The organism is Vreelandella sp. 2A-K22 (genome assembly GCF_054065485.1).
On the sequence record NZ_JBSUGC010000003.1, the window covers coordinates 384,903 to 396,686 of the forward strand.

General features: G+C 55.2%; 10 protein-coding genes. 6 read left to right on the top strand and 4 right to left on the bottom strand.

Features of this window, described 5'->3' with window-relative positions; all coding sequences use genetic code 11:
• The first annotated feature begins 3 nt into the window (after positions 1-3).
• Positions 4-336 carry a membrane protein insertion efficiency factor YidD gene (gene yidD / locus ACW17M_RS06195; RefSeq protein ID WP_027965443.1) on the top strand — a complete coding sequence of 111 codons (333 nt, stop codon included), beginning with the start codon at positions 4-6 and terminating at the stop codon, positions 334-336.
• A gap of 9 nt (positions 337-345) precedes the next feature.
• Here yidD and ACW17M_RS06200 read toward each other — a convergent pair whose 3' ends face one another.
• Positions 346-762 (bottom strand): SufE family protein, encoded by a 417-nt coding sequence (locus ACW17M_RS06200; RefSeq protein WP_027959429.1) that lies wholly within the window; start codon positions 760-762, stop codon positions 346-348.
• 61 nt (positions 763-823) lie between these two features.
• Complete coding sequence (locus ACW17M_RS06205; protein ID WP_041158462.1) at positions 824-2,002, bottom strand: tyrosine-type recombinase/integrase; 1,179 nt, start codon at positions 2,000-2,002, stop codon at positions 824-826.
• Between the two features lie 215 nt (positions 2,003-2,217).
• Between ACW17M_RS06205 and ACW17M_RS06210 the strand changes: the two genes are divergently transcribed.
• The gene (locus ACW17M_RS06210; protein WP_457547054.1) at positions 2,218-3,258 is read left to right on the top strand and encodes a DNA-binding protein; all 1,041 of its coding nucleotides are present in this window, start codon (positions 2,218-2,220) and stop codon (positions 3,256-3,258) included.
• Positions 3,259-3,312: 54 nt separating this feature from the next.
• Here the strand turns inward: ACW17M_RS06210 and nfuA are convergent, their stop codons facing one another.
• Positions 3,313-3,936 (bottom strand): Fe-S biogenesis protein NfuA, encoded by a 624-nt coding sequence (nfuA, locus tag ACW17M_RS06215; RefSeq protein WP_457547055.1) that lies wholly within the window; start codon positions 3,934-3,936, stop codon positions 3,313-3,315.
• Positions 3,937-4,228: 292 nt separating this feature from the next.
• Here nfuA and metH point away from each other — a divergent pair, with 292 nt between their 5' ends.
• From metH to ACW17M_RS06235, 4 genes are all read left to right on the top strand, one after another.
• Positions 4,229-7,924 carry a methionine synthase gene (gene metH, locus ACW17M_RS06220; RefSeq protein ID WP_457547056.1) on the top strand — a complete coding sequence of 1,232 codons (3,696 nt, stop codon included), beginning with the start codon at positions 4,229-4,231 and terminating at the stop codon, positions 7,922-7,924.
• A 3-nt stretch (positions 7,925-7,927) separates the two neighbouring features.
• A complete protein-coding gene (locus ACW17M_RS06225; protein WP_457547057.1) occupies positions 7,928-9,253 on the top strand; it encodes an MATE family efflux transporter in 1,326 nt (441 codons plus the stop codon).
• 155 nt (positions 9,254-9,408) lie between these two features.
• Entirely contained in the window at positions 9,409-11,061 is a 1,653-nt protein-coding gene (locus tag ACW17M_RS06230; RefSeq protein WP_027959435.1) for a nitrite/sulfite reductase, read from the top strand.
• Complete coding sequence (locus ACW17M_RS06235) at positions 11,054-11,617, top strand: DUF934 domain-containing protein (RefSeq protein ID WP_457547058.1); 564 nt, start codon at positions 11,054-11,056, stop codon at positions 11,615-11,617. Before ACW17M_RS06230 ends, ACW17M_RS06235 begins: the two co-directional genes overlap by 8 nt.
• Positions 11,618-11,690: 73 nt before the next feature.
• On the opposite strand, the gene ACW17M_RS06240 is transcribed toward ACW17M_RS06235, so the two are convergent.
• On the bottom strand, positions 11,691-11,784 hold a 94-nt coding region (locus ACW17M_RS06240; RefSeq protein ID WP_161463789.1), incomplete at its 5' end, for an IS3 family transposase.

The following is an 11,784-nucleotide window of genomic DNA, read 5'->3' on the forward strand; positions in this document are numbered from 1 at the left end:
GCTATGACTCGGTTAATATCAGCCCTGCGCTCAGGCCCGCGTTGGGTATTGATGAAGGTGATGATTGGCTGCGTTAGAGTCTATCAATATACGCTCAGCCCCCTTTTAGGCCCGCGCTGCCGCTTCTGGCCGAGCTGTTCGTCCTACACGATTGAAGCGATTCAGGTGCATGGGCCCATCAAGGGCGGCTGGATGGCCGTTAAGCGGATCGTTAAGTGCCACCCGGGCAATCCTGGCGGTATGGATCCGGTGCCCGGTGGCCGCAGCGAACAGCTTTGCCGCGAGGATGACGAAAAGGGATCGCCGCCCTCTTGCTGTGACCATCACCCTCGCTAGCTTGTTTTCCTACTTCTGCTGCGCTACCGCGTAGATCCTCTCCAGCATGGCATGCAGGCCGTTGCTGCGCGTAGGTGAAAGGTGCTTATCCAATCCCAGATCCGCCAAAAAGTGTGGCTCGGTAGCACGAATCTCAGCGGCGGTGCGTTCGCTGTAAATGCGCAGCAATACGGCAATCAGGCCGGATACGATGGCGGCATCGGAGGTCGCTTTGAACACCAGCTTATCGCCCTCCTCCTCATGGCGCATCCACACGTTTGACTGGCAGCCCTGTATCTTAAACTCTTCGAGTTTCCACTCTTCGGGAAAGTCAGGCAGTTGCTTGCCCATATCGATAATGTACTGATAACGATCCATCCAGTTATCAAATATTTCGAAATCTTCGATTAGCTCTTGCTGGGCCTGTTCGGCGCCGGAAGTGCTCATGCTATTTCCTTCTCTATTGGAATTGGCTGAATATTGGCGACTGACATTTTGCGTCATAGGGTTACTCATTGTGGCCATTATAACGGCTCGAAGGTGTCTTGAGGGAGGTTGTGTCGGAAACAGTCAATCGATGTCGCTGCTGTTCAAGATGCCACTCGTTGTCTTCGCTATGGAGATAGCGTGAGGTGGTGTCGAGGCGTGCGTGTCGAGCGCTTTCGGCCAGATGACGCAGGCTAATACCCGATTGAGCCTGATGGGTGATCGATGTGTGCCGTAACCAGTGCGGCGTTGCCAGGTTAAGCGCGGTCACATGTTCCGATGCTCCGTTAATATCTTCAAGTGCTTGTGCCGCCTGCTGAAACGTTGCGCGAATAAGCCGATAAAGCTGGTTATGGCCCAGGCCACGCTGTCCATCCAGAGCGCGAAGCACCGGTGCTTCAGCTTCAAACTGCTCAGGGTATTCAGGCAATCCCAGCGTATGGCGCCACTGGCGCAAACAATCAAGCATATCGTCAGGCAACGGAATGCGCGCCATCTTGTTTCCCTTGCCCACCACATGCCACCACCAGCGCCCTTCGCTGCGCTGGAAATCCCCCATGCGTGCATCGGCCATCTCGCTGATGCGCGGTGCCAGCAAATAGGCAAAGCCAAAGATAAAGCGCCGTCGTGAATGTTCAAAACGGGCACGACTGCCCTCCCCAGCCTCTAACGGGCTATTCAGCCACTCCCACAGCCACGCCCACAAATCACTTTCCAAATAGCGCTCAACACGCGGCGTTTGATTATTCAGGCGCCGCGATTTATCGCGCATCAAGCGAAACGGATTGTGGTGAACCCAGCCTGCTTCCACCAACCAGGCAAACATCCCTTGCAGTATCACCAGGCTTTGGCGTTGGCTGGCGGGTGATAAACCGCCACGAAATGGCCGCCACGACGGGTGCGCGCGGGGTTTGGAGGGCCCTACCCATTGCTCGCTTGGCTGTGGGTCGGCGAGAAAGGCTTCAAAGCGGCGCAGGTTTTCGCGGTTGATATCGGCCAGCGTGTGCCCTTGGCTGGCGAGCCAGAGCAGCAGCCGCTCCGCTTCGCGACGGTACGCTTTCCAGGTTTGTGGGCTATCCACGTACTCTTCAAGCCATGCGGTCACTGCCTGGGCATCGTTTTGGGCGCTAATACGACCGCCATTTGGCGAATCTTTCAATATCTGTAGTTGACCAGTGGGTGTAATAACCTCGTTCGCCATGCCCGTCGCCACTCTCTTCTTTTTAGCCGATGTTTATATTATCTGGCCTTAAGTGTGCTCCTGTAGCCCTATAAATTCAAGATAATACGGGTAATCTTGAATTTATGCACATTATCATAAATAAAATTACGTATTACATAATACGTAATTGTTGCCTTTTATACGACAAGTCCCGACAATGGTGGTTACAGAAGCTCTCAAGGAAGGATCATTTCATGGCCCGCAACGGCATTCAGTACAGCGATGTTCAACAAGCCATTGATGCCCTGTTGGCCCGGGGCGACACGCCCAGCGTGCAGCGTATTCGCGATGTGCTGGGCACCGGCAGCTTCACGACGATTAGTGATCACTTTCGCTTGTGGCGCAGTGAGCGGGAACAGAATCGCGACGTGCCGCCGCCCAAGGGTGTGCCGGAAGTCGTGGTGACCATGGCCAGCAAGCTATGGCGCGAGGCCCAGGAGGTAGCGAATCAAGCGCTGCTCCATTATCGCGAAGATGCCAATCGCCAAGTGGCAGAGGCCCAGCAGCTCGCGGAGGACGCTAAACAGCAGGCCGCTAACGCCGAACAGCGCGAAAGCGCCCTCGCCGAGCACTTGCGTCATATGGAGCAGCGCATGGAAGCGTTAAACCGGGAATTAGCCGCCAGTCAAACCAGCGAACATCACTGGCATCAACAAGCCGAAGCATCCCAAGAAGAAGTAACTCAACTGAAGCAGGTACAGCAGCAGCTAGAGAGCCAGGCAGATGCACAGCGCGATGCGCATAGCAATGCCCTCAGCGAGCAGCAGGTAGCGTGGGAGCAGCGCCTAGCACAGGAAGAACAGCGCCATGAGGCGGCCGAAGGAAGGCTGATGGCGATGCTGGATAGTGCTCAGCAGGCGCGTGCCCAGGAAGAGAAGAATTTCCAAAAACGTCTGCAGCAGTCTGAGCAGCGCATTGAGACATTGAGTCAGGAGCTAAAGACAAAGCAGCAGGCCCTGCATCAACTACAGCTGGAAGCCAGTGAGCGCGAGCAACAGCTAAGTGAGCAGAAACAGCAAATGACGGCATTGGAGAAGCAAGAGAAAGCGCTGACCCAGCAGCTAGATGAGGCCAAAGCCGCGCTAAACAGCCAATCTCAACAGCATGCCGAGCGCGAGGCTGCGCTACAGCAAGCGTGGCAAGAGAAGCTTTGGAGCCGTATGGAAGCGTTACAAACACAGCTAACGGCGCTGCCCGATGCGCTTTCAAAACAGAGCAGTGAGCCAGGCCAGTAGACGTAAAAAAGCCCAGCGATTCAAGCTGGGCTTTTGAGCCTTACTATCGCTTATTTAGCGGTAGTAAGCGTTGGTGGTATCGCTGTGATCGGTAACGTCGCGAATACCGGCAAGCTCTGGAATGCGCTCCATCAGGGTTTTCTCAACGCCATCTTTCAGGGTTAAATCAACCGCTGCACAACCCTGGCAGCCGCCGCCAAAGGCCAACACCGCGTACTGCTGTTCGGTGAGTTCCACCAGCTTGATTTCGCCGCCGTGGGCCGCCAGCCCAGGATTGATCTCGCTGTAAAGCACATAATTGATACGGTCTTCCAGCGGGCTATTCGCATTTACCTTGGGCATTTTGGCGTTGGGCGCTTTGATGGTTAGCTGGCCACCCATGCGGTCGGCGTTGAAATCCACTACCGCCTCTTCCAAAAACGCTAAGCTGTTTTTATCGAGAAAGACGTTGATTTTCTCGAGCTCAAGCAGAACGTCGGTGGGTTCTTCTTCGCCGGGACGACAGTAAGCCAGGCAGGTTTCCGCGTAGGGTGTGCCCGGCTGGGTAATGAAAATGCGTACGGCAATACCCTCAACGTTCTGCTTTTCCAGCAGTTCTGCCAAGTATTCTTGCGCACTGTTTGTAATATCAATACCTTGGGTATCGACACTGGTTTCTTTTTCGCTAGTCGTGGTCATGAGGGCTGTCTTCCTCCCGTGGTAGTGGCGGCGCCACTTCACATGTCATTTGTGTCTATGGTAAGCAAAACAGCGCGCTGACACAATCCCGACTGTTTTAGTCGGCTATTTTAAACGGCTCTTTTTACGAGCGACTATTAATTATCTTTCCTTATCTTGCGTATAGCCTCCGTAGGGGCGCCTTTTGCCATCCCTTTTGTTATCATTATGCGCCTTATAACGACAGATGCTGCTTTTCCGACGATAACAACATCCCCTTTGACGACTGTGACGCTGGAGAACTCCCCCTGCCATGGCTGATAGTGCTTTGATCGCGACCCTCACCCAACGCCTTGCCCAACGTATCCTGATTCTGGATGGCGGCATGGGCACCATGCTGCAGAATGCCCAGTTGAGCGAGGAAGATTTTCGCGGCGAACGGTTTAGCGACTGGCCCTCGGATCTCAAAGGCAATAATGATCTGCTCGCGCTAACCTGCCCCGAAGTGGTCACGCGGATTCACCGTGACTACCTGGAAGCCGGTGCCGACATTATTGAGACCAACACCTTTAATAGCACTCAGCTGTCACAGTCTGATTACGGCATGGAATCGCTGGTGGTTGAACTCAACCGTGAATCAGCGCGCCTAGCCCGTGAGGTCTGCGACGCAGTGGCCGCTGAAACCGGCGTGCCCCGCTATGTTGCCGGTGTGTTAGGCCCCACCTCGCGCACCGCGTCGCTATCGCCGGATGTGAATGATCCCGCCAAGCGTAACGTCACCTTCGATGAGCTGCGTGAGAACTACTATGAAGCCGCTGAAGCGCTGATTGCAGGCGGTGCCGATCTGATCATGATCGAAACCATCTTCGATACGCTTAACGCCAAGGCCGCGATCTATGCCCTGGAAGAGCTGTTCGATGACCGCGGCGAGCGCTTGCCGGTAATGATCTCCGGCACCATTACCGATGCCTCGGGGCGTACGCTGTCAGGTCAAACCACCGAAGCCTTCTGGAACTCGGTACGTCATGCTCAGCCGCTGTCGGTAGGCTTGAACTGTGCCTTGGGTGCCGAGGAGTTGCGCCCCTATCTGGAAGAGCTCGCTACCAAAGCCGATACCTTTGTCTCCGCCCACCCCAATGCGGGCCTGCCCAACGAGTTTGGTGAGTACGACCAAACGCCGGAAGAGATGTCGGAGATTGTCAGCGAGTTTGCTGCCAGCGGGTTGGTGAATATTATCGGCGGCTGCTGTGGCTCCACGCCTGAGCACATTCGCGCCATTGCTGATTCGGTTCGCGATATGACGCCTCGGGTAATTCCTGAGCGCAGCCGCGCCTGCCGTTTATCCGGTCTTGAGCCGTTCAATATTGAATCTGATTCACTTTTCGTCAACGTTGGTGAACGTACCAACGTTACCGGCTCGGCACGCTTTAAGCGCTTGATAGTAGAAGAGGACTTCACCACCGCCTTGGAAGTCGCCCTGGAGCAGGTCGAAAACGGCGCCCAGGTCATCGATATCAATATGGACGAGGGCATGCTCGAGTCCAAGGAAGCCATGGAGCGCTTCCTTAACTTGATCGCCGGCGAGCCAGATATCGCCCGTGTGCCGATTATGATCGACTCCTCCAAGTGGGAGATCATCGAAGCGGGCCTCAAGTGTGTCCAGGGCAAGGCGGTGGTGAACTCCATCTCGCTTAAAGAGGGCGAAGCCGCCTTCCGCGAACAGGCGACCAAGTGCCGCCGCTTTGGCGCTGCCATTGTCGTCATGGCCTTTGACGAAGAAGGCCAGGCAGACACATTCGCCCGCAAAACCGAAATTTGTCAGCGCGCCTATCGCCTGTTGGTTGATGAGATCGGCTTCCCCGCCGAAGACATCATCTTCGACCCTAATATCTTTGCTATTGCCACGGGTATTGAGGAGCACAATAACTACGCGGTCGACTTTATCGAAGCGACTCAGTGGATTCGCGAAAACCTGCCCCACGCAATGATCTCGGGTGGTGTGTCTAACGTCTCGTTCTCGTTCCGTGGCAACAACCCGGTGCGCGAAGCGATTCACTCGGCGTTCCTTTATCATGCGATCCGCGCGGGCCTTTCCATGGGTATCGTCAACGCGGGCCAGCTCGCCGTTTATGACGACCTACCCGCCGAGCTACGCGACGCAGTAGAGGATGTGGTGCTCAATCGCCGTAGCGACGGCACCGAGCGTTTGCTGGATATTGCCGATAAGTATAAAGGCGACGGTAGCGGCGCGGCTAAGAAAGAGGATCTTGAGTGGCGTAGCTGGCCGGTGAACAAGCGTATTCAGCATGCACTGGTTAAAGGGATTACGGTGTATATCGAGGAGGACACCGAACAGGCCCGCGCCGAGGCCGAACGCCCTATTGAAGTGATCGAAGGCCCGCTGATGGACGGTATGAACGTGGTCGGCGATTTGTTTGGCGACGGCAAAATGTTCCTGCCCCAGGTAGTTAAGTCTGCGCGGGTGATGAAACAGGCCGTGGCCTACCTGATCCCGTATATCGAAGCCGAGAAGAGCGAAGAGACCAAAGCCAAAGGTAAAATCGTCATGGCCACGGTCAAAGGCGATGTTCACGATATCGGCAAAAATATCGTCGGCGTGGTCTTGCAGTGTAATAACTACGAAGTGATTGACCTTGGTGTTATGGTCGCCGCCGACAAAATCTTACAGGCGGCCAAAGATCACAACGCCGATATTATCGGTCTTTCGGGCCTGATTACCCCGTCGCTGGATGAAATGGTGCACGTCGCCAAAGAGATGCAGCGCCGCGATATGGATCTACCGCTGCTAATTGGCGGTGCCACCACGTCAAAAGCGCATACTGCCGTCAAAATCGAGCCCCAGTATGAGCACCCGGTGATTTACGTGACCGACGCCTCCCGGGCCGTTGGTGTAGCGGGCAAATTATTGACGCCTGCTTTAAAAACACCTTACGTCGCCGAAATCCGTGAAGAGTACGAAAAAGTTCGTGAGCGTAACGCCAAGCGCCGCCCCAAAGCGGCGGATCTGGACTACACCCAGGCGCGCAAGCGGCGTTTCCGCACCGACTGGAACAACCACACTCCCGCCGAGCCCAATATGTTGGGGTTAAAAACCTTCGATGATTACGATCTGGAAGAACTGATCGAACGCATCGACTGGACGCCGTTCTTTATGAGCTGGCAGCTAGCGGGCAAGTACCCCAAAATTCTCGACGACAAAGTCGTCGGCGAGGCAGCCCGCAACCTGTTTGAAGACGCCAAAGTGATGCTACGCAAGCTGGTCGATGAAAAGCGCGTTCAGGCCCGTGGTGTTATCGGCCTGTGGCCCGCCAATAGCGTCGATGACGACGTTATTGAGGTCTATGCGGATGAGTCGCGCAGCGAAGTCGTCGAGCGCTTGCATCATATTCGTCAGCAAACCACCAAAGGCCGCGACGGTATCTGCTACAGTCTGGCCGACTTTATTGCCCCCAAAGAGAGCGGCAAAGCCGATTGGATTGGTGGCTTTGCGGTCACTACCGGTCACGGCGTCGATAAGCTCTCCAAAGCTTATGAGGCGGCAGGCGATGACTACAATGCGATTATGGTGCAGGCCTTGACGGATCGCCTTGCGGAGGCCTTTGCCGAGCGCATGCATGAACGGGTGCGTAAAGAGTTTTGGGGCTATGTACCGGAAGAAACGCTGGACAACGATGCCCTGATCGCTGAGAAGTATCAGGGCATCCGCCCTGCCCCCGGCTACCCTGCCTGCCCGGATCATACCGAAAAAGCCACGTTATTCCGGCTGCTCGATGCCACCGAAAATACCGGTTTGGCGTTGACCGAAAACTTCGCCATGTGGCCTGCGGCAGCGGTTTCCGGCTGGTACTTTGCCCATCCCCAGTCGAAGTACTTCTCCACCGGTAAGATTACCCGGGATCAGGTCGAGGCCATTGCCGAGCGCAAACAGATGCCTCTTGAGGAGATGGAGCGCTGGCTCTCACCAGTACTCTCCTACGACCCGAGCTAATTAATGCTGTTTGTTCCCGGCCGCCATGGCAAGGTCATGCGCTTAGCTTTTCCGATCATGTTGGGCATGCTCTCCCAGAGCATGCTTAACTTGATCGATGCCGTACTGGTGGGGCATTTAGGCGAGGTAGCGCTTGCGGGTGTTGGCGTGGGCGGTTACGCCATGTTTATGCTCAGCGCTCTTGTGTTTGGCCTCTCCTCCAGCGTGCAGTCACAAACCGCCCAGCGCGAGGGGGCTGCCCACGCGGATATTGCCCATCCGCTTAACTCGGGGCTGGTGATTGGGCTTGTGGTTGGCCTGCCGTTGTCCGTCTGGGCTTGGTGGCAAGCACCACTGCTGATTGGTTTGATTAGCCAAGCCGATGATGTGCAAAGCGTCGCCGTTGATTATTTTCGTTGGCGGGTGGTGTCACTAATGGCCATTGCGCTAACGCTCTGCTTTCGTGGCTACTGGAACGGTCGCCAGCAAACGCATCTCTACTTGCGTATCATCGTGGCGGTTCACTTGATTAATGTGACGGCCAGTGCGGGGTTGATCTATGGATTCGCCGGGCTACCCAAAATGGGGGCGAGCGGTGCGGGTGCTGGCACAACACTATCGCTGTTTATTGGCTTGATTGTTTGGTGTTGGGTGAGCATAAAAAGCCCATTTACCCAGCATTTTTTGACACGCATGCCTTGCTTAGCCACCCTGCGTACGACCTTGCTACTTGCCGCTCCTCACTCTTTGCAGCAGTTTTTATTTGCAGCGGGTTATGCGGTACTCATTTGGTTACTTAGCCAGCTAGGCACGGCCAGTGTCGCGGTTGGCCATGTATTGATTAATCTTTCACTGCTGCTAATTTTGCCGGGGGTGGGGATTGGCGTTGCGGCGATGAGCTTGGTGGGTGAGGCATTAGGCCGAGATGCTCAGCACGAAGCCCACCGCTGGGGTCTGGATGCGCTGCGAGTCGCATGGCTACTTTTACTTGTGCTGGCGCTGCCGATGTTAGTGATACCTGAACAGGTACTTGGGATATTTTTCAGCAGTAGCGAGCTAGTGGCGCTGGGTAAACTCCCGTTGCAGATAACCGGCGTGATGATTGTGCTGGATGCCGCAGCTTTAGTGCTCGCCCAGGCTTTAATGGGCGCGGGCGCTCAACGCACAGTGATGATGTTGACCCTGGGGATGCAGTGGCTACTTTTTTTACCCCTGGCCTGGTGGGTCGGGATTGGTTTAAACCAGGGCTTATTAGGTATCTGGCTTATGCAACTGCTCTACCGGTTGATAAACTCAGCCGGCTTTTTATGGGTATGGCAACGACGCCGCTGGCTGGCCCCTGCTTTCTAACCGGCTGCCTGACCCATAATAGGTGTTCTAAATAGCTTTTAGAGATAAAAAGATAATTATATATTCTTTTGAAGAATATGACGCCCGCGTTAAGGTGACGCTACATTAACGTCCGTCTCAACGTGACCATTTCGCTTTTAGCAGGATCGTGCCACATGTACCGTTATGATATTCACGACCAAACCCTGGTTGACGAGCGTGTCGCTCAGTTCCGCGACCAAATGGAACGCTACCGCGCTGGGCGTTTGGGAGAAGAGGAGTTTCGCCCTTTACGGTTGCAGAACGGCCTCTATATTCAGCGCCATGCGCCTATGCTGCGTATTGCGATTCCTTACGGCATGCTGGCGGGTAGCCAACTGCGTGCCCTGGCTGAGATCACCCGCCGCTATGACCGCGGCTACGGCCACTTTACCACCCGGCAAAATTTGCAGCTCAACTGGCCTGCCCTTGAAGACGTGCCGGATATTTTGGCAGATCTCGCCAAAGTACAAATGCACGCGATTCAAACCAGTGGTAACTGCATTCGTAACACCACCAGCGACCAGTTTGCCGGCATCGCCAACGATGAAGTGGAAGATCCACGTCCCTGGTGCGAATTAATCCGCCAGTGGTCGACTCTGCACCCGGAATTCGCCTATCTGCCGCGTAAGTTTAAAATCGCGGTCAGCGGTGCGGCCCAAGACCGTGCGGCGATTCAAGTGCACGATATTGGCCTGCGCCTATGGCACAACGACGACGGCGAGCTGCGTGTTAAAGTGCTAGCCGGCGGCGGCCTTGGCCGTACTCCTATGATTGCAGACGTGGTACGTGAAGATCTGCCCTGGCAGCATCTGCTCACCTACCTGGAAGCCTGTGTACGGGTTTACAACCAGTTTGGTCGCCGGGATAACAAGTTCAAGGCGCGGATTAAAATCCTGGTAAAAGCCCTGGGTATTGAGGAGTTCCGTCGCCGGGTGGAAGAAGAGTGGGCGCATTTGAAAGACGGCCCGCAAACGCTTAACCAAGCAGCCGTCGACGCAGCCAAAGTTCACTTCCCTGAGCCTGATCGTCGCCCGGTTGCAGAGAGCGCTAACGAGGATTTTGACCGCTTGCGCGCTGAAAACCGCAGCTTCGCACGCTTTGTCACCAACAACGTGACCGACCACAAAGTGCCCGGCTATAAGGCCGTAACGCTGTCACTGAAACGCCGCGAGCACGCGCCTGGGGATGTCACCGCTGACCAAATGGAAGCCGTCGCAGATTTAGCCGATCGCTACAGCTTTGGTGAAGTGCGTGTTACCCACGAACAGAACCTGGTGCTTTCTGACGTACCGGTCGATGAACTGGAAGCGCTGTGGGAAGAGCTTGAAGCGTTGGGTATGGCGAACCCCACCGTGGGCACGCTCAACGACATTATCTGCTGCCCTGGAGGCGACTACTGCAGCTTGGCTAATGCGGTCTCCATTCCCATTGCCCAGGCGCTGCAGGAACGTTTTGAAGACCTCGACTTCTTGTATGACCTTGGCCCGCTGGATCTGAATATCTCCGGCTGCATGAATGCTTGTGGCCACCACCATGTGGGTCATATCGGCATCCTGGGCGTGGATAAAAAAGGCGAAGAGTTCTATCAGATATCGATTGGCGGCAACTCCACCGACGATGCCTCGCTTGGTAAGATTTTAGGCCCATCCTTTTTCCGCTCAGACGTGCCGGATGTGGTTGAAAAAGTATTGGAAGTCTATGTGTCACAGCGCCATGAGGACGAACGCTTCTTGGATACTTACCGCCGTATTGGCTTAAAACCCTTTAAGGAGCGTGTCTATGCCTAATAGCCCTGCGCCTAATAAACCTGATGAGACGCAAGCTGAAGCGGTTGAACAGACACCGGTTCATGTCGATCACTTAATTTTCAATGGCGAGCTTGCGGCGGAAAACGCTTGGTGTGTTTCCTACGATACAGACACCCTGCCCGAACAGCGCCCAGCGTTTGTGCCGCTGGCGTTGTGGCAGGCCAATCAGGAAGACGCTGAGCTGGCACCACTACTCACCAGCGATACCGAGCTGACGGCCGAATTAGGCAAACAGCTTGGTAATGCCGTAGCCATCGCGATTGACTTCCCTGCCTTCACCGATGGCCGTGGCTACAGCATCGCCCGCCTGCTGCGCGAGCGCTACGGCTATAGCGGCGAAGTGCGCGCGGTGGGTGATGTTCTGGTGGATCAGTTGGAGTATATGCGCCGCTGTGGTTTTACTGCCATGGCGCTGCGCGATGACCAGCATCCCGAGGATGCCCTGCGCGCGCTAAGTTTTATCAGCGTTCGCTACCAACCCGATGTTGAAGAGCGACAGGCGCTGTTTGAGCGCCGTTTAGCCGATAATAAGTAGACGCAGAGAGTGAATGTTATAAACCCAAAAGGGCAGCTTCTGAACTGACCCCATAAACTTGGACAGTGAAAAACTAAGCAGCCAAGGCCTGATTTCGGTACTGCACCGGACTCAGGCCTTTTAATTTGGTCTTAATCCGCTCGTGATTGTAGTAATGGATATAGTGC

What these genes read in the sequence shown, in the direction of transcription:
- yidD (WP_027965443.1), top strand. Translation starts at nt 4, where the DNA reads ATGACTCGGTTAATATCAGCCCTGCGCTCAGGCCCGCGTTGGGTATTG.
- ACW17M_RS06200 (WP_027959429.1), bottom strand. Translation starts at nt 762, where the DNA reads ATGAGCACTTCCGGCGCCGAACAGGCCCAGCAAGAGCTAATCGAAGAT.
- ACW17M_RS06205 (WP_041158462.1), bottom strand. Translation starts at nt 2,002, where the DNA reads ATGGCGAACGAGGTTATTACACCCACTGGTCAACTACAGATATTGAAA.
- ACW17M_RS06210 (WP_457547054.1), top strand. Translation starts at nt 2,218, where the DNA reads ATGGCCCGCAACGGCATTCAGTACAGCGATGTTCAACAAGCCATTGAT.
- nfuA (WP_457547055.1), bottom strand. Translation starts at nt 3,936, where the DNA reads ATGACCACGACTAGCGAAAAAGAAACCAGTGTCGATACCCAAGGTATT.
- metH (WP_457547056.1), top strand. Translation starts at nt 4,229, where the DNA reads ATGGCTGATAGTGCTTTGATCGCGACCCTCACCCAACGCCTTGCCCAA.
- ACW17M_RS06225 (WP_457547057.1), top strand. Translation starts at nt 7,928, where the DNA reads ATGCTGTTTGTTCCCGGCCGCCATGGCAAGGTCATGCGCTTAGCTTTT.
- ACW17M_RS06230 (WP_027959435.1), top strand. Translation starts at nt 9,409, where the DNA reads ATGTACCGTTATGATATTCACGACCAAACCCTGGTTGACGAGCGTGTC.
- ACW17M_RS06235 (WP_457547058.1), top strand. Translation starts at nt 11,054, where the DNA reads ATGCCTAATAGCCCTGCGCCTAATAAACCTGATGAGACGCAAGCTGAA.